The organism is Acinetobacter sp. RIT698 (genome assembly GCF_009668065.1).
Lineage (GTDB): Bacteria > Pseudomonadota > Gammaproteobacteria > Pseudomonadales > Moraxellaceae > Acinetobacter > Acinetobacter guillouiae.
In genome coordinates this window covers 15,077-32,870 of record NZ_WJYH01000015.1, presented here as the reverse complement: position 1 = coordinate 32,870, position 17,794 = coordinate 15,077, and the positions used below count along the sequence as shown (strand labels likewise).

15 protein-coding genes are annotated in these 17,794 nt (G+C 36.8%); 9 read left to right on the top strand and 6 right to left on the bottom strand.

Annotation, left to right across the window (positions count from 1 at the left end):
* Nucleotides 1–83: 83 nt before the first annotated feature.
* Nucleotides 84–719: a cation transporter gene (locus GJV03_RS08830; protein WP_154129907.1), complete on the top strand. Its 636-nt coding sequence runs from the start codon at nucleotides 84–86 to the stop codon at nucleotides 717–719.
* A gap of 72 nt (nucleotides 720–791) precedes the next feature.
* On the opposite strand, the gene GJV03_RS08825 is transcribed toward GJV03_RS08830, so the two are convergent.
* Nucleotides 792–1,640 carry a hypothetical protein gene (locus GJV03_RS08825; RefSeq protein ID WP_154129906.1) on the bottom strand — a complete coding sequence of 283 codons (849 nt, stop codon included), beginning with the start codon at nucleotides 1,638–1,640 and terminating at the stop codon, nucleotides 792–794.
* Nucleotides 1,641–1,901: 261 nt separating this feature from the next.
* Here GJV03_RS08825 and GJV03_RS08820 point away from each other — a divergent pair, with 261 nt between their 5' ends.
* Nucleotides 1,902–2,483 (top strand): TetR/AcrR family transcriptional regulator, encoded by a 582-nt coding sequence (locus tag GJV03_RS08820; protein WP_004721722.1) that lies wholly within the window; start codon nucleotides 1,902–1,904, stop codon nucleotides 2,481–2,483.
* A 615-nt stretch (nucleotides 2,484–3,098) separates the two neighbouring features.
* Here the strand turns inward: GJV03_RS08820 and GJV03_RS08815 are convergent.
* Together GJV03_RS08815 and GJV03_RS08810 are read right to left on the bottom strand one after the other, a co-directional pair.
* Nucleotides 3,099–3,827 (bottom strand): hypothetical protein, encoded by a 729-nt coding sequence (locus GJV03_RS08815; RefSeq protein WP_227548137.1) that lies wholly within the window; start codon nucleotides 3,825–3,827, stop codon nucleotides 3,099–3,101.
* Between the two features lie 357 nt (nucleotides 3,828–4,184).
* Nucleotides 4,185–4,886, bottom strand: coding sequence for a hypothetical protein (locus GJV03_RS08810; RefSeq protein WP_004721717.1), 702 nt, complete (start codon nucleotides 4,884–4,886; stop codon nucleotides 4,185–4,187).
* Nucleotides 4,887–5,193: 307 nt separating this feature from the next.
* On the opposite strand from GJV03_RS08810, the gene GJV03_RS08805 reads away from it, so the two are divergent.
* The 5 genes from GJV03_RS08805 to GJV03_RS08785 all read left to right on the top strand — a co-directional run bounded on the left by GJV03_RS08805 (nucleotide 5,194) and on the right by GJV03_RS08785 (nucleotide 12,453).
* A complete protein-coding gene (locus tag GJV03_RS08805) occupies nucleotides 5,194–5,838 on the top strand; it encodes an RluA family pseudouridine synthase (protein WP_004721716.1) in 645 nt (214 codons plus the stop codon).
* A gap of 139 nt (nucleotides 5,839–5,977) precedes the next feature.
* Nucleotides 5,978–8,815, top strand: a complete 2,838-nt coding sequence (gene rapA / locus GJV03_RS08800) for an RNA polymerase-associated protein RapA (RefSeq protein ID WP_105714262.1) — start codon at nucleotides 5,978–5,980, stop codon at nucleotides 8,813–8,815.
* Nucleotides 8,816–9,149: 334 nt separating this feature from the next.
* On the top strand, nucleotides 9,150–9,359 hold the full coding sequence (locus GJV03_RS08795) for a DUF2892 domain-containing protein (RefSeq protein ID WP_151801963.1): 210 nt from the start codon (nucleotides 9,150–9,152) through the stop codon (nucleotides 9,357–9,359).
* Nucleotides 9,360–9,363: 4 nt separating this feature from the next.
* A complete protein-coding gene (locus GJV03_RS08790) occupies nucleotides 9,364–9,906 on the top strand; it encodes an RNA polymerase sigma factor (protein ID WP_154129905.1) in 543 nt (180 codons plus the stop codon).
* Between the two features lie 852 nt (nucleotides 9,907–10,758).
* The gene (locus GJV03_RS08785) at nucleotides 10,759–12,453 is read left to right on the top strand and encodes an AMP-binding protein (RefSeq protein ID WP_154129904.1); all 1,695 of its coding nucleotides are present in this window, start codon (nucleotides 10,759–10,761) and stop codon (nucleotides 12,451–12,453) included.
* Between the two features lie 163 nt (nucleotides 12,454–12,616).
* Here the strand turns inward: GJV03_RS08785 and GJV03_RS08780 are convergent, their stop codons facing one another.
* The 3 genes from GJV03_RS08780 to fabR form a co-directional block, all read right to left on the bottom strand.
* Nucleotides 12,617–13,633, bottom strand: a complete 1,017-nt coding sequence (locus GJV03_RS08780) for an AI-2E family transporter (protein ID WP_105714264.1) — start codon at nucleotides 13,631–13,633, stop codon at nucleotides 12,617–12,619.
* Between the two features lie 249 nt (nucleotides 13,634–13,882).
* A complete protein-coding gene (gene dapB, locus GJV03_RS08775) occupies nucleotides 13,883–14,713 on the bottom strand; it encodes a 4-hydroxy-tetrahydrodipicolinate reductase (protein WP_004721708.1) in 831 nt (276 codons plus the stop codon).
* 44 nt (nucleotides 14,714–14,757) lie between these two features.
* Complete coding sequence (fabR, locus tag GJV03_RS08770; protein ID WP_004721706.1) at nucleotides 14,758–15,453, bottom strand: HTH-type transcriptional repressor FabR; 696 nt, start codon at nucleotides 15,451–15,453, stop codon at nucleotides 14,758–14,760.
* A gap of 142 nt (nucleotides 15,454–15,595) precedes the next feature.
* On the opposite strand from fabR, the gene GJV03_RS08765 reads away from it, so the two are divergent.
* A complete protein-coding gene (locus tag GJV03_RS08765; RefSeq protein ID WP_154129903.1) occupies nucleotides 15,596–16,663 on the top strand; it encodes a ferredoxin reductase in 1,068 nt (355 codons plus the stop codon).
* 12 nt (nucleotides 16,664–16,675) lie between these two features.
* Nucleotides 16,676–17,770 (top strand): fatty acid desaturase, encoded by a 1,095-nt coding sequence (locus GJV03_RS08760; RefSeq protein ID WP_004721703.1) that lies wholly within the window; start codon nucleotides 16,676–16,678, stop codon nucleotides 17,768–17,770.
* Nucleotides 17,771–17,794 lie beyond the last annotated feature (24 nt).

Below are 17,794 nucleotides of genomic sequence, written 5' to 3'. Positions count from 1 at the left end.
GCATGTGCTGATTTTCTTTAAAGCGCCAACTTGACTGAAAATAAGCAGATAAGTCCATTTATATTGAATCAAGGAGAAGTGTCATGACGTGTACATGTAGTCATGAACCTGCACCACAGAAACCGAATAGCAAGTTTAGAACGGCTTTATGGATTGCACTGTTTATTAACCTTGCCATGTTTTTTGTTGAATTGATTGGTGGGGCGTATGCACATTCTTCTGCACTTTGGGCGGATTCTCTGGATTTTTTTGGTGACTCGGTCAATTATGCCGTCTCTTTAGCGGTGTTAGGCGCAAGTCTGTACTGGCGAGCGACCGTTGCCTTATTTAAAGGGGCAATCATGGCAATTTTTGGTTTTGTCGTGATTGGGAAAACGATTTATGCTTATACGAAAGGGATCCCTCCAGAAGCGATTACCATGGGAGCGATTGGTGTATTGGCTTTAATCGCCAATGTGATTTCAGCCCTTGTGCTTTACGCTTTTAGAGATGGGGATTCCAATATGCAGTCTGTTTGGCTGTGTAGTCGTAATGATGCGATTGGAAATGTCGCAGTAATCTTTGCAGCAATTGGGGTGTTTGGTACAGGAAGCATGTTGCCAGATATTATTGTGGCTGTGATTATGGCGACTTTAGGCTTAACAGGCGGTTATCAGGTGATGAAGAAAGCATTACAAGAACGTAAACAAAATATGCCGATTCAACAAATACTACAATGACGCTCATCTAAACCACAATAAGGTATTTTTGATCTCAGCAATGGGATCAAAAAACCATCATGAAGCAAGCACTTAAATTTCAACTATACGGGTTGCCATTTTGCTCCAAAAATTATTCCAGAGTTCTAAATACTCAGACTGGACTTGGTCCAAATACTGTTGGTTGTTTTGATCATAGCATTGTATCAGTAGGGTCCAAATGTCATCTTGATGGTTGTCATCATTGGCAAGGGTCGCGTCATTTTGATCAGCCAGCCCATGACAAGCATAATAACCTTCAATAAATTTACTGTTGTAAATCGACATGTTGTTGCGGAGTGCTTCACTAAACTTTATGACTTGCAATTCTGTACAAGCCAAAATGAGCAATAATTCTGTATAAGAATTGATATGTTGGTGAATAAATTGAGCCAATGCGAAAGCTTCTATTTCAGTCTGTTGCTGATCTAATGGATCTAATTCCAACTGCTGCATCAATTTTAAAAAATAAACCAGATGTGATTTGGATGCAGCGCTTTTTTCGAGTTGGTGTGTATTGAAACCCAGTTCATCAATTAAGTTTAGCGACAGTAAGTAGCGTGCATATATTTTAGCTGCAATCCTATTTTCTGGATGAATATTATGGTTTTTTTCGAGGCTAACGGCTTGATAAATTACCATGCTAAGTGCATCTGTAAAATTTTTAACAATCGCCGTAAAATAATTAATATGAATGAATTTAAGCTGTTCAAGCGTCAGCTGGCTTTGATTCAACTGGACTAATATGGGATGCTTAAATAAAATATGACAGTGTGTTTGCCGTTTTAAGTTTGCGATAGCTTGAGTATTTTGCTGCCATAATTCAGGTTGCAAGGAATTTTGAATGAAATGCAGCAACTCGAAACGAGTATGTTCAGATTGCGTGAAAGATAATATGCTCATATGCTGCATTAAAATTTTAATTTTGCCGTTTTTATAATAGTAAAAAACAATTTGTTTTGCTAGTATTTATACAGGTTTAATATTTTATATTTCATATACTTGCCTTTGTAGTCTTGATGTTTTTTTATAAAAACTCAGTATTCATATGAATTTAAGATATAATTCTTAGCATACACTTGAAGTAATTCGTATTTATGTGCTGTTCTTATAAGCTAATGCTTTAATTTTAATCTTAAATTTTTGTACATCAGGTAAAAACAAATGTCAAAAAAAGAGGACATCATTAATACAGCGTTGAATCTCTTTAATACATATAGTTATAATTCTATCGGTATAGACCGAATTATTAGTGAGTCTGGCGTTGCAAAAATGACTTTTTATAAATATTTTCCATCTAAAGCCAAATTGATTGAAGAATGTTTGGTCACGAGAAATCTCAATTTGCAAGAATCATTAGATGCTGCAATCGCTAAATGTGATCCACAAGATTATTTATCTCATATTAAAGCCATCTTCACTTGGTATAACGCATGGTTTCATAGCGAAGATTTTAATGGTTGTATGTTCCAAAAAGCCGTAGAAGAAATTTCAAAAGTTTATCCATCATCACTCCAACCTGCGACTGACTATAAAGAATGGTTAAAAGGGCATTTGAGTAATGCATTGCGTCATTTAGGTGTCAAGCAAGATATTCAACTTGCTTCTTTCTTGTCGAGTCTTCTTGACGGAATGACGATTCAGGCGCAAATAGATCCTCAGCAAGTGTGTTTGGATGATTATTGGAGACGGGTAGAGACCCTGATTCAGATGGAATTGGCTCTAGCCCAACCAAGTTCAGTTTAACCTTTAAGTTTGTTGAATAATCGCAGATTGCAACCGTAATCAATATTTGCGCTTGTTGATCTGTTTAATTTTTCCTTAAAACTTGAAAATAAAAAAGCGCGATCACTTGAAGTGAATCGCGCTTTGCTGATAAGTTTTTTATATACCTAACAATTTATTGTCATAACAATAAATTGTTAGGTAAAGAGATGCTTGAAGCATCTTCTTATATTTATTCTTATACCCTCTGAATGCACTGGTCATTCGTTTTTTTCAGCAAATTATACAGACTTGTCTGTTTAGTTGGATTATAAAGATTTTGTTGTTTTTTACAACAGAATCTTTGTGAATTTGTTTGTTTTTTTATCAAACAGCTTAAAAGTTAAAAAAAATATCTAATTTTTGGTACTTTGCGTTTAATTTTATGAGTGCTGATCGAGTTTAAAAGCCAGTTCTTGACCTTGTTGATTAGGCTAGCAGAATTCTATTTATCTTTACATGGCAGCAAATTGTTATACACGAAGCATGTGGTCAAGAATTTGAAAATTGAAATGAATAATTGTAAATAAATATTAGAGATAAAAATAAAAGACCTTGAAAAATGCCTATACTGTTGGGAATATCAATATTTAAGCATTAGTGATTCATTCTTCGGGCTAAAATTCTAGGATCATTGCTATTGAGGATTTGTTCAATTTTGCCATTAGGGCGCTGAAAAATCGTTTGATCATGCGTATAGACTTTGCCATTGCGAGCAACCGCATTTTGATCACTGGGCGGGGTAAATAACCAAGTTTCATTTTGTGTTAAAGGATGAACCAATAAATTGAATTCAGTATTTGCTGGATATTGAATATCGCCTAAGGTTAATTTTTCTGTCAGTGTGCCATTTTCAATTCCGATGAGTTGTTTATTTTGATCCAAATAGACATTTGCCCATTGTAGGGAAACAGCTTTGTATTGGGTGAGAGGATTGTGAATCCGCCAGTAATCTGTAGAAACAAAGTTGTCTGGATATTTTTGATATTTAGAACGTTCAATATCTGCCTGTGCCACAAGTATAATATTTTCTAGCTGCGTATCTTGAGCAAGATTACAGTGCTCTAAACCAATGATGTTGCCAGCATCATCTAAATAGACTTGAATATAGCTCATCAGCTGACAATTCCAACCTTCGATCGTATCCTTACCTGTACCCATTAATGTGGTTGAACGATCATCAAAAAGTTCCAAATCAATACCACGAGGAATTTTCATGCTGTTAATTTGCAGCTTTCCAAATAATACGGGTTGGGGAAATTTGGCTTGTCTCAATGAGGTCAATTGATCGGGTGCAAATAATTCAAGTTCAGTCCCTTGTGGCATTTGAATGCCTAAAATTTTCTCAGGCGAACTTAATGTTTTATGTATGGAATGATGCTCTTTTTCAATCTCATTTTTTGTATATAGAACAAGGAAATAAAGTATCAAGCTCAAAAAAACGCAGAGTACACTACAGACAAATAGAGACTGAATAAAAATATTGCCATGCCTAAGGGTATTTCTGAATTTTGAGCTAAATATTAATCCAATCGCAAATAGACTAAAAATAATGGTCCCAAAGCCAACGACAAAGAAAATCCAAAGATAGTTAAAAGAAAGTGGAATCATGCTATTGAGAATCGTATTTTTATATTTGCTAAGATTCAGGATATTGTATGCAATATCCTGAATTATTTTCAATCAATCAAAAATCTTATGAAGCGCTTGGAACGGTAACGTCACTACATCAAAAGCGACAGCAAAAGGGAATAACACCAGTTTATCTGCAGTTTTACTGCCAGCCTTTGAGTAATCTTTTACCTCTTGAGTGGTATAGATACTGACTTGATAGGGTTTACTCAGTGCTTTTAGTGATGAAATATTAGAAGCAGAAGGGTAAACCAGACCAGATAAGGTAATGTTAAAACAGAAACGTTGCGCTTTTAGACGTTGATCACTTGAGGTGGTACATTCTTCTGCACCATTTTCAATAAAGAATGCACGATCTTGTTTAGTGACATCTTCAGAAAGTTTGACATATTTGAGTGGTAGGGTTCCTGAAAAATGCCCATCATTTTTTTCTGAATTGAAGGTCAGCGCTTTATCAATTTGAATAAATTTTGGATCAAGTCCTGTGATCACTTTGACAAATCGAGCACCACCACTGGTGATGACATAACTATTTTTTTGCCCTGCAATGACAATGCTGTCAGAAGGTAGGGCCGAAATTGCTTGTGATGGTTTGCCAAATGCTAAAACCGTATCATTGACCAATACGGTTTGAACATTACGGGTACGAACACCATTGTCTTTCTTTAAAAGGGTTGAAGTTGCACAGCCGGTCATGGCAAATGCGGAAATAATACAAATGGACAATGTAGATTTATAATTTAATTTATTCATATTTTGCTCATTTAATCTTAAGGTATTGTTTATACCATTAAAAAAATAGGGTGTTAAGTTTTTAACTTACCAAAAAATAGACAATAATTTATTTTTTCAATGAATTAATCCACTTTCCCCACAATTGATTGGCAAAATGTATCTAAAGTTTTTGATTGTCTTGTAAATTGCCAATGAATTTAAAGCAATTGTACGATTTATTATTCTTTCTTTAGAATAATCGAATAAATCAGATAATTTTGATTGTAATTTCATTCCAAGATTCTTAGAATTGCCTGCTTGTTTGCGTGATCATTGGAACTGAACTTTGAGTAATTTTCTAACCGAACACCTGATCCATCGTGATGATGATTTTATGGTGATCCATAAGCCAGCAGGTATACTCACAGTTCCAGGAAAAACAGCAGATTTACAAGATTGTGTTATCAACAGATTATTAAAAATCGAGCCTAAGACTTTACTCATTCATCGTTTAGACCGCGATACCTCTGGGATTTTGGTATTTGGACTGAGTAAATGGGGACAAAAAAGTATTTCTAGACAGTTTCAAGAACGTCAAACCTCTAAAACCTATCAAGCTGTTGTTGCTGGCACTTTACATGGTGAAGGCACAGTTGATGTTCCTGTGATTTATGATCCAGAACATCCACCCTTACATATTGCAGATCCAGAACATAACAAGCCTGCATTAACACATTGGAAAGCAACCCAACATTTTCAAATTCAAGGACAGGCTGTAACCCGTGTTGAGTTAACACCAATTACAGGACGGTCACATCAGTTACGCGTGCATATGCAATATTTAGGACATCCTATTATTGGTGATACTTTATATGCAACTGTAGAACAACAGCAGCTTATGCCACGACTTTGTCTACATGCACAACAACTGAGTTTTCATCATCCTAAAACAGAGGAGCTTGTACAATTTGATTGTCCAGTTCCGTTTTAGTTTAGATTTTTAAGTTGAAATTAAGTCGCTCAAAATTTAATGAGCTTTATGTCAAAAAGTATTGCGTAATGGGTATAAACTTTGTTCAAATATTCTCCTGATTTGAGCAACCGTGTTTTAGCCCTAACATGAGATAAAGGTGGAAAAATTGCAACAATTTGCTATAGGTCAACGTTGGTTATCGGACACAGAAACTGAGTTAGGTTTAGGTGTATTGATTGACGTCGATGAACGTTCAATCAGTATTCTTTTTCCAAAAAGTGACGAAACTCGTGTCTATGCACGTAATAATGCCCCATTATCTCGTATTGTTTTTAATATCAATGATGAAGTTCAAGACCAAGAAGGCATCAAGTGGATTGTCGAGTCTTTAGACGATCGCAGTGGTGTGATTCGTTACAATGTTATTCGTACATTAGATAATGGTGAACAAGAGAAAAAAGCGTTAAACGAAACGCGTATAGGCGCACAAATTCAATTGTCAAAGCCTTTAGAACGTTTATTGGCAAGCCAAATTGACTATAAAGAATGGTATGACTTACGTATTGAAGCGATGCAAATGCAAGCCAATATGCAAACGTCACCATTACGTGGTTTGGTTGGTGCGCGTGTAGGCTTGATTCCACACCAGCTGTATATTGCACATGAAGTGGGTAAGCGATTTGCACCTCGTGTATTACTTGCAGATGAAGTCGGTTTAGGTAAAACAATCGAAGCGGGACTCATCATCCATCAACAACTCAAAACGGGTCGTTCTGAGCGAATTCTGATTCTTGTGCCAGATTCATTACAATATCAATGGATGATTGAAATGCGTCGTCGTTTCAATTTGAATTTCTCATTGTTTGATCTTACTCGTACAGCTTCAATCAAAGAGCATGATCCTGAACTCAATCCATTCCTGACTGAACAATGTATCATTGCTTCAGTAGATTTGATGATTGATCATGATGATTTGCGTGAGCAAGCCATTGAAGCTGGTTTTGATCTGTTGGTGGTCGATGAAGCGCATCATTTGATGTGGAGTGAAGAGGAAGGCGGTAATGACCGTTATGACCTTGTTGAAGAGCTTGCTGAAAAAACTGAAGGTGTGCTGCTTTTAACTGCAACACCTGAACAGTTAGGTGTAGAAAGCCATTTTGCCCGTTTACGTTTACTTGATCCACAACGTTTTAGTTCGCTTGATCGTTTCCTTGATGAAGAAGAGCAATATCATCACACTGCTAAAATTGCTGAAGTGTTGATGTCAGATTTGCCACTTGAAGCGGAACATTTGGCAGCAGTTGAAAAATTATTAGGTCATCCGATTGAAGATCAGCCTGAACATCGTTTCCGTGCAATTCATGAGCTTTTAGACCGTCATGGTACAGGTCGTATCTTGTTCCGTAATACCCGTGAAGCAATTCAAGGTTTCCCTGGACGTGATTGCCAACCTGCACCATTGCCAGCACCAGAAAACTGGTCTAAAGATGGAAAATTACGCGAACAAATGTGGCCAGAAGAGCTGCAACTTGATGGCGCATGGATGGAAACAGACCCACGTGTTATGTGGTTGATGGAACGATTACGTTCTGATTTAAAACATAAAAAAGTATTGCTGATTGCACGTAGTGGTCCAGTTGTTGAAGCACTTGAAAATGCTTTACGCATCCATGCGGGTATCCGCACCGCAATGTTCCATGAAGGCATGAGCTTATTGGAACGTGACCAAGCAGCGGCTTATTTTGCTGAAGATTCTTATGGTGCACAGATTTTACTGTGTTCTGAAATTGGTTCAGAAGGGCGTAATTTCCAGTTTGCTTCTGATCTTGTGTTGTTTGATTTGCCAGCAAATCCAGATGTACTTGAACAGCGTATTGGTCGTTTAGACCGTATTGGTCAGGAAAACCGTATTCAGATTCATGTGCCTTATCTTGTAGGTACAGCGCAAGAGCGTATGTTCCGTTGGTATAATGAAGCGCTGAATATTTTCAGTAATATTTCGCCTACAGCACAAACCTTACAAGAAAACTTTATTGTCGATTTAAAAGATTGCTTATTGGATGATAAAGGCCAAGCCTTTGAAGAGCTTCTTGAAGCGGTCAATGTACAGCGTCAAGCACTTGAAGTTGAATTGCAAGATGGTCGTGACCGTTTATTGGAATACAACTCATGTCGTCCGATCGTGGCACAAGAAATTGTTACTGCGCTTGAAGACTATGATGACAATACTTTGTTGCCAATGTTTATGAAGCGGTTTATGGCATCAACCAACATTGACTTTGATGAGCAAAGCAATGGTACGGTGATTATTAAACCAACCGATCAAATGCAAGTGCAAGGCTTGGATATTGACGAAGAGGGTATGACTGCAACCTTCTATCGTGATCAGGCACAGATCCGTGAAGACGCGCAATATTTAACACTTGAACATCCGTTTACTGAAAGTGTGATGGAAATTATCCGTACCCAATCTTTTGGTAGTACCAATGTTGCGATTCTAAAAACCAATGCACTTAAACAAGGCACGATTTTGTTGGAAGTTTGGTTTAAAGTGGATGTGGTTGCGCCTAAAGCATTAAATTTACCTTCTAGCTTACCGACACAATTGATTCGAGTGTTATTGACTGAAACGGGCCAAGATATTACTGCCAAGCTTGATCCAGAAATTATTAAGCCGTATTTACATCATTTAGATAGCAATAGCTGTCGTCAAGTGGTGAAAGCACGTCGTGAAGTGATTGAAGAACGCTATGCACAAGCTTTAGATATTGCTAAAGGTGTTTTACCGCAGTTAAAAGAGCAAGCTAAAGAAATTTATGGTAGCAAATGGCAATATGAAATTGATCGTTTAAGCTACTTAAAGCAATTTAATCCAAGTATTCGTGCAGATGAAATTGAACGTTTACAGAAATTCCAGAAAGAAGGTTTAAGTCTATTGGAAGGTATTTCTGTGACGCCAGAAGCGATTCAGGTATTGGTTGTGGTTAAACCTTAATTTAGTGTAATTTTATCTAGATTCTAAAAGCTCCTTCGGGAGCTTTTTACATTGATATATATAAATTGGATTTTAAAGTTTCTATTTATTTAGGATAGATTCTTCATGATGTTCTACAGTGATTGTACTTGACTCATTATTTTTAAGTACATCAATTTTTTAATAAAAAGTTGTTTCCATTAAGAATTGATAGAACAGTTAAATTTGATCATCCTACTTTATAAATAATCCTCCAAATGATGTGATTTGATTAGATAAAATAAGTGAATCCTTTTGCGATTTTCATCCCTCTTTATAAATATCAACATCAATTCATTCAAAAGAGGTGATATTTATGCTTTATCTTAAAAGAAACTTACCTGTCTGGGAGCGTATAGTTCGCTTATGTTTAGCTGTTTTTGTTGGAGGTGCTACAAGTTATTTTCTTGATATAAGAATTTTGCAAATTTTAGGATTTAGCACTGCGGCGATACTTGCTATCACAGCTTTTTTTGGCTTTTGCCCTGCATGTGCCATGTTTGGACGAAAATCTATAGGTGAATAAGCATATGAGGCAAGAAACAGAACAACTCATCCAAGCCGCCTGTGCTGGTGATAAAGAGGCATTATCAAAGTTATTAACAGTATGCCAACCAGATATTAAGCGGTTTGCAAGACGAACATGCTCAACCAGTGAAGATGTTGAAGATGCTGTACAGATTGCACTGTGGCAGCTACACAGTAAAATTGGCACATTAAAAACAATCGCCACTTTTTCAAGTTGGTTGTTTCGTATTGTAGAGCGTGAATGTTATCGATTGTTTAGAAAAAATCAGCCTGTGCAGTCATATGATGAGTCCAATCTTGAGCATACTGTAGCTTCATCCACTGATCTTGACCTTCGTATTGATTTAACAAATTTGATTATTTCACTTCCCCTTACATATCGTGAGGTTTTCATCATGCGTGATGTTGAAGAGTTTACAGCACCAGAAGTCGCTGAAAGGTTAGGTATAACGATAGAGGCTGTGAAGAGTAGACTTCATCGAGCAAGAGCAATGGTTAGGGAAGAGTTGAATACTCAAAGCCACAGAGATAACAAATCCCATTAAGAAGGTGAGAAATATGTTTGACAGTACTTCAGTAATCTTACATTTAGCCAGAGGAATCGGCGCTATACTATTGATTGTAATTCTATTCTTTATTCAGCCGCATCCTGTGATTGGTATAATCTTATTGATAGGTGCAATGCTATTATTGCGTGGTTGCCCAGTATGTTGGTTTGTTAGTCTCACAGATAAACTTAGCTATAAATATTCCAAAAAACCATGAAGTTGAATTAAAAATTAGAGTAATTATTATACTAGTTATGGCTTACACCCAAGAGTATGTATATTGCATTGATGTCTATAGGAACCTTGCTAGAATAAAACATGGCAAATAGCGAGTTCTATGGATTCGTTATTCCTTGTTTTTTACCGTATATTGAAAATAACAGCTTATTGTGTTCACAAATCAATATTTTAGAATGATATAAATATTTAAAAATAGAATGGTAGGGTCTAGTTTAAGCAGTACTAAATTTTTTATTATAATCTTTATTATACATTTTGAGTAAAAGCGAAAACAAATGACGTGAATATATTGATTAGATTGAATTTTATGTTTTTATCTGATTTTATTGGATATTTAAAAAATTGTTTTTTATAAAAATTTAATTTTATTAAAAATATAGAAAGTATTTAAAAAGCCAATTTACAAATTTTTAAAACATAGAATTCTTATATACAGCTCTTATATTTTTATGCTATTAAAATAGTGTACTTTGATCTCGATTTGTTCCTTAGAGATAAAGTTTACTCACCCATGTAATTTGATCATTCAGTATTGTGTATCCAAATAGACAAGTTCTAAAGCAACCGTCTATAGCCAAGATAAAAACTTAAAATAATGGAAGAAATGATATGGAAAACAAGGATTTTGTTGAGTTTCATGATACCCATGTGCACTATCTACTTCATTGGGAAAAGCAATTACCGCAAAAAGATGTGTTTGTACAACCATTGGCCAATGGCAATGTGGTGCATTACACATGGTCGGAAGTTGCACAACAAGTTCGCAGTATGGCGAGTTATTTACAGTCTTTAAACTTGCCTGAAAAGAGTGCGATCGCAATTTATGGTAAAAATAGTGCGCATTGGCTTATGGCAGATTTAGCGATCTGGATGTCAGGTCATATCTCAGTCCCACTCTATCCAACACTCAATGCGGAAGGTGCAGCTTATGTACTCAACCACAGTGAAGCAAAACTCTTATTTATTGGAAAATTGGACGGTAAAGCGGATAGCTGGAATGAGGTAAAAACAATCATTCCACAAGATTTAGCTTGTGTGCGTTTGGCATTATCACCTGAATTCGACGCACCGCAATGGAATGATATTGTGCAATCTGTTGCGCCACTAGAAAACCCGGTATTACCCAATAAAAATGATTTAGCGACCATCGTTTATACGTCTGGCAGTACGGGTGTGCCTAAAGGGGTTATGCAAAGTTTTGCGACGCTTTTATCTGGCGCTCGTGAACTCAGATTGACTTATCAAGTGACAACATCTGATCGGGCCTTATCTTATTTACCACTTGCACATGTTGCTGAGCGTATTTTTATTCAATCTTCATTGATGGTTTGCGGTTTTACCGTGTATTTTGCAAATTCAATTGAAACCTTTGTCGAAGATTTGAATCGTGCCAAACCCACACTATTCTTTTCGGTACCACGCTTATGGACCAAGTTTTATTTGGGGGTTAATGAAAAAATACCGCTCCATATACAAAAGATTTTATTCAAAATACCTGTGTTGGGTAAATTGGTTAAAAAGAAATTACTCACCAAGCTCGGGCTAAATCATGTCCGTTATGCATTTACTGCTGCTGCACCATTACCTACAGATATTATTTTATGGTATCGAAATTTAGGTTTAGAGTTACTTGAAGTCTATGGTATGACTGAAAATTGTGGTTATTCGCATGTGACACGTGTGGGGCAGTTTGCCAGTGGTTATGTGGGGCATGCCCAACCTAAAGTGGAGTGTAAAATTGATGAAAATGGTGAAATTCTGGTAAAAAGCCCTGGAACTATGTTGGGCTATTATAAAAATCCTGAAAAAACTGCAGAAGATATGACCGAAGATGGATTTTTACGTACTGGGGATTTGGGCGAGATCGATGCAGAAGGGCGGTTAAAAATTACTGGTCGAATTAAAGATATTTTTAAAACAAGTAAAGGCAAATACATCATGCCAGTTCCGACTGAGCAAAAAATCGGAAATCAGGCCTTAATAGAATCTGTATGTATTGGTGGTTCAAGCCAACCACAACCAGTTGCCTTTATTATGTTGGCTGAAGATATCCGTAACAGTCTGAAGCAGAACCCTAAGCGAGATGAAATTGAAAACACCTTAAAAGCATTAAGGCTGAAGATCAATGAAGAACTGGAGACCCATGCAAAAATCAGCTTCTTTGTTGTAGTCAATGAACCATGGACCATGGAAAATGATTTACTCACTCCAACGATGAAAATTAAGCGTAATAAAATTGAAAGTCACTATGAGCCATTTTTAGACGCTTGGGCACAACAGAAAAAAGAAGTGGTCTGGGAATAAAAGTTTTTAACTACATTCGCATTATTAGGAAAAAAGCCTGAATTGTAATATTGTTCAGTTCAGGCTTTTTTAATTATCTTCTTTTACAAAGTAATACTTCTTACCTTTAAAAAGAAGGGTTTCTTGATGACTCAAATGATTTATGTTTTAGATCATTTCAGCTTTAAATCATTTCGGCTTGTTTAAGTTCTAACTTGATATAGGCATAGAAGATGGGGGCAACAATTAGACCCGCTAAGCCAAAGAACGACTCAAAGACTAACATTGCCAATAACACTTCCCATGACGCTGCATGGATTTTTGTGCCAATAATTTTGGCGTTAATAAAGTATTCCAGCTTATGGATAAAAATCAGATAAAGTAATGCGATACCTGCGGTAGATACTGAAATGGTTAAACCTGCCATCACAATAATGGTATTGGAGAGTAAGTTTCCGACAATTGGAATTAATCCAAAAATAAAAGTCAGGATCACTAAGGTGTTGGCAAAAGGTAAATGTATATCAAAAACTGGGAGGATCAGGTGAGAGAAAATCAAAAATAAAAAGGTATTGATTAACGAAATTTTAAACTGCGCAAACACCACATTTTTAAAAGATGACGAAAGATTCTCAATACGTGTGATCATGGCACGCTTAAATTCTGGCTGATCCGGCTGTGGACGCAGTTGGTTTAATGAGACAAGGATCCCCACAATCATACCAATCAGCATGGTGGCTAAATTATGTAAAAAGCCTGTTCCCGTACTTTTTAAGGTTGATAAATTATCTTTGATTAAATCAAAGGTTTGATCTTTTAATTCAGTGAGTGAATAAGGAATAAATCCGGGAATATATTGTGCCACTTCAAGTTGTAGCTTTTGTAAGGTTTTATCGACTTGGTCACTGATGGCATTGATTCCCGCACCTTGCAAATCATGTTGAACAAAGCTGATTAACCCTGTGATGCTGAGCACAATCAAAGAAATAATAAAGATGGCTAGAATAATGCTAATGGTCAGGCGAGCTCTTTGACCATCAATATATCTCTCCGTAATGCTACCTAAACTATTGATGATTTCAAAAACAACAAAACCTGCAAAAAATGATGCTAAAAGATGCAAGGGAATCAGTAAAGACAAAAAGATCAGCATGAGTACGTAACTTGCAATAATACTTTGACGATCATTTAACAGTTTCATGTGAATAGAGCTCAATTATACAATTGATGTATAGGGGAATATAAAAATACCAAGTTAGATTTATATCACTCTAACTCGCGGCGAGATAGCTATTTTTAAATACAAAGCTTAATTCAATGTGAAAATATTTGACCTCAATACTGGGTGAAAAGTCTTTAAAAAACGTTATAGAAAGATAAAAGATCACTATCGTGGGATTGATCAGAAAAACTTTAATGCTGCGTACATTTAATAGTACATAGAGCGCTATTAAAGCGAGTGATTCAAATGAATTACGTCATGCATGTTATATAAGCCAGCGGGTTGAGAAATACACCACATTGCGGCACGAATTGCACCAGTCGCAAAGTTCATCCGATTGCTTGCAATATGTTTGATTTCGACCTGTTCCCCATGACCATAAAATATTGTGTTATGTTCACCAACAATGTCTCCACCACGTATGGCTTGTAAGCTGATCTGTTGGGGTGCTCGCTCAGCAACCTGAGCATGGCGTTGATAGACCGCTAAATCACTGAGCAATTTCGTTCTGACTTGAGCAATTGCTTCTGCATACATCAATGCAGTACCTGATGGTGCGTCTATTTTTTGTCGGTGGTGTGCTTCGATGATTTCAGCTTCAAATCCTGTACCTAATAATTGGGCAGCAACTCGAACCAAATCAACACTAAGATTGACACCAATGGAGTAATTGCCTGAATGCACGATAGCAATATCTTGCGTGGCTTGAGCAATGTGTTGATTTAATTGCTCAGATAAACCAGTGATACCAATAATCATTGGCTTTTTAGCGTGCTGACAAATTTTTAAATGTTGCGATAATGCTTCTGCTGTAGTGAAATCAATTACCACATCACAATGCTGAATGACGTCTTCCAAACGATCTGAAATAAGCACATTTAACGGTGCTAGATTGAGATACTGTCCTAGTTCATGACCAATCGCTGCACTTGCAACTCTTGCTGTAGCAACAGTAATGTTTAGTCCCACATTGAGACAGGCCTGAACTAGCATTTGTCCCATGCGGCCAGTCACACCAAGTATGCCTACACGAATATTTTGTTGATTGTGACTGATCATTGGGTCTTGATACTTATATTTAATAGGCTATGAAAGAATAGGTATTATTTAATTTGCGCTTCGTCTAAATGACGCGAACCTTCGAGTAACATGCGAATCATCACCATGGTTTGTTCAGCGACTTCTTTACGTTCAGCAATCGGCAAATCAATCACCTTGGCACCCATATTAAATACCAGCTGAGTAATGGCTTTGGCGACTAAATCAGGATGGGTTAATTTACTGTGATTGATGCGTTCTATTCGAATCAAATCCTCTTGGAGTTCTTGTTGGAAATAATTAAGTTGTTTGTCTACAGCAAGTTTATATTGCTTTGATCCTGTATAACCTTCACGCAGTAGTAAACTTAGATTACCTTCATCGGCATCTAGTTGTTCAATAAATACTTCAACTGAACTGCGAATAATACTGCTTTGTCTAATTGCCTTGATTCGAGCTTCATGCAAAATTTGACGGAGCACCACGCCTGAACGATCAATCAGTTCAATCGCCAACTCATCAATATCTTTAAAGTGACGATAAAAACTATTTGGCGCAATCCCAGCTTCACGAGCAACTTCTCTTAAACTTAAAGATGAAATACTTTTTTGCGGTCCAATCAAATTTAAGGCGGCTTGGAATAATTCTTCTTTGGTAATTGTCGCTTTGCGTCCAACAGTACGTACAGAAACTTTTTCAAGCTCATGAATTTGATCTTGAAGGGTAGCTGGGTTCTGAGGTAATACGGACGTTGGATTCATAAAGTATCAAATAGTTAAAATATTTTTTTCATTATAGCCTTTGTCATTACATAAATGAAATGTCTAGATACAATACACGCGTATATACAAATATATATACATGTGTATAATAATTAAAAATCACTCAGATGGTGAGCCTAGTATGCACGCTATTGAAAAGCAAAAATCTCCCGTAAACGCTATATTTGATATGGTGTTAGGTACTCATACGACTAATTTTTGGCTACAGAAAATTAATCCATTGTGGTCAGTTCAACAAGCTTTGGGGAAAATTGTTGAAAAAGAACAATCCGCCGCAGATACGATCAGCTTAACCATCAAAATTAACCGTTTGTTTAAAATGGGGTTAGCAGGGCAGCATCATCCGATCACTGTCGAAATCAATGGTCGTCGTTATGAACGTACCTATAGTCTGACTCAATTAGATACGCAACATGTATTACTCACGGCAAAAAAAGTAGAAAAAGGCATTGTGAGTAACTGGTTGTTTGAATATGCCCAAGTGGGTGAGGTGATTGAATTTGGTCGACCTTATGGTGATATGTTATTGCCTCAAGTTGCCAGTCCATTGATTCTGGTCGCTGCAGGCAGTGGTATTACGCCGATGTATAGCTTGATTCAGGCATTGGCAGCGAACCAGCAGCTTGATCGTCAGCCAGTACATTTAATGTATTGGGTTAAAAAAAATGCAGACGTTGCCTTTAAACAACAGTTTGAGCAATTAGCCCAACAGTATCCTGATTTTAAATTTGATGTGTTCTATACCCAAGAAGTACCCGCAGACGCACGTTTAAATAATGAATACTTACATATCATTAAAAATCTTGAGCAAAGTACGGTGTATGTATGTGGTCCTTCAGGTTTTGTCGCAACAGCTGGGCAATTATTTGAACAGGCCAAAGTACTCAAAAGCGAAGCATTTAGCCTAAGCCCAGTGATTTCTGATGACACCGGATTTATCAATGTCACATTAACCAAATCCAATAAAGTGGTTGCAATCCCCAAAGGTCAAGCCATTTTAGTTGGTTTAGAACAACAAAATATCAAACCAGAACATGGTTGCAGAATGGGTATTTGCAATAAATGCGCGTGTAATAAAGCACAGGGTGCCACAAAAAACTTAGTCAATGGTCAAGAAAATTTTGAACCAAATAATTTGCTGAGAATTTGTGTAAATACTGCCAAAACTGATTTAGTTATTGATCTTTAAGCGAGTTTTATCATGAATATGCCAGTTAAAATTCAATATTTTAAAAACACCAAAAACCGTGAACTGACCCAGACTGAGCTAGATGCTTTAGCGCGCGAGCTAGATGCGATTAAGCAAGAAGTCTTAGATGATATTGGCGAAAAAGATGCCAAATATATCAAAAAAGTATATGCCGCTATTCGTTATAGCAGTATTTTAGGCCGAGCATGCTTATTTGCGGGTTGGTTTCCACCAGCATGGTTACTGGGTACAGGTTTACTGAGCTTTGCTAAGATCATGGAAAACATGGAACTCGGTCATAATGTCATGCACGGACAATATGACTGGATGAATGATCCACGCTTTAAAGGTACAACTTACGAATGGGATATTGTTGGAACCTCTGACAATTGGCGCCAGACCCATAATTATAAGCATCATACCTATACCAATATCAAAGGTATGGATGATGATATCGGCTATGGTTTATTGCGTTTATTTCCTGAGCAACGTTGGAAACCGGGTTTTTTATTGCAGCCTTTATATGCAATTCCGTTCTGTCTATTGTTCCAATGGGGCGTTGCAATCCAAAACCTTGAAATTGGTAAATTGGTTTATAAACGTAAAACTTGGGCGCAGTTTAAAGAAGAGTGGAAGCCGACCCAGAAGAAAATTGGTAAACAGTTTTTTAAAGATTATCTTTTCTTCCCCGTGATTGCTGGTCCAGCAGCTTTACCTGTATTTACAGGTAATTTAGTCGCCAATGGTATTCGTAATATTTGGACATTTAGTATCATTTTCTGTGGTCACTTTACCAAAGATGTCGAAGTGTTCCCTAAAACTGTTTTACAGGATGAAAGTCGTGGACATTGGTATATGCGCCAGATTCGTGGTTCTTCGAATTTAACTGGTTCAGAAGCATTTCATATTTTGACAGGTCATTTGAGCCATCAAATCGAGCATCATTTATTCCCTGAAGTACCTGCTCGTCGCTATCGTAAAATGGCGCCCAAAGTTGAAGCGGTATGTAAAAAGTATGGTTTAAACTACAACAATGCAAGTTTGTTTAAACAGTATGGTCAAGTCCTTGGACGTATTGTGAAATATGCATTTCCATTTAAAAAGTAGTTGATTTTCTAAAGCCAAAGCCAC

Bases quoted from the DNA above. Each gene is read 5' to 3' on its own strand.
- GJV03_RS08830 (WP_154129907.1), top strand. From the start codon at position 84: ATGACGTGTACATGTAGTCATGAACCTGCACCACAGAAACCGAATAGC.
- GJV03_RS08825 (WP_154129906.1), bottom strand. From the start codon at position 1,640: ATGAGCATATTATCTTTCACGCAATCTGAACATACTCGTTTCGAGTTG.
- GJV03_RS08820 (WP_004721722.1), top strand. From the start codon at position 1,902: ATGTCAAAAAAAGAGGACATCATTAATACAGCGTTGAATCTCTTTAAT.
- GJV03_RS08815 (WP_227548137.1), bottom strand. From the start codon at position 3,827: ATGCCACAAGGGACTGAACTTGAATTATTTGCACCCGATCAATTGACC.
- GJV03_RS08810 (WP_004721717.1), bottom strand. From the start codon at position 4,886: ATGAATAAATTAAATTATAAATCTACATTGTCCATTTGTATTATTTCC.
- GJV03_RS08795 (WP_151801963.1), top strand. From the start codon at position 9,150: ATGCTTTATCTTAAAAGAAACTTACCTGTCTGGGAGCGTATAGTTCGC.
- GJV03_RS08790 (WP_154129905.1), top strand. From the start codon at position 9,364: ATGAGGCAAGAAACAGAACAACTCATCCAAGCCGCCTGTGCTGGTGAT.
- GJV03_RS08785 (WP_154129904.1), top strand. From the start codon at position 10,759: ATGGAAAACAAGGATTTTGTTGAGTTTCATGATACCCATGTGCACTAT.
- GJV03_RS08780 (WP_105714264.1), bottom strand. From the start codon at position 13,633: ATGAAACTGTTAAATGATCGTCAAAGTATTATTGCAAGTTACGTACTC.
- dapB (WP_004721708.1), bottom strand. From the start codon at position 14,713: ATGATCAGTCACAATCAACAAAATATTCGTGTAGGCATACTTGGTGTG.
- fabR (WP_004721706.1), bottom strand. From the start codon at position 15,453: ATGAATCCAACGTCCGTATTACCTCAGAACCCAGCTACCCTTCAAGAT.
- GJV03_RS08765 (WP_154129903.1), top strand. From the start codon at position 15,596: ATGCACGCTATTGAAAAGCAAAAATCTCCCGTAAACGCTATATTTGAT.
- GJV03_RS08760 (WP_004721703.1), top strand. From the start codon at position 16,676: ATGAATATGCCAGTTAAAATTCAATATTTTAAAAACACCAAAAACCGT.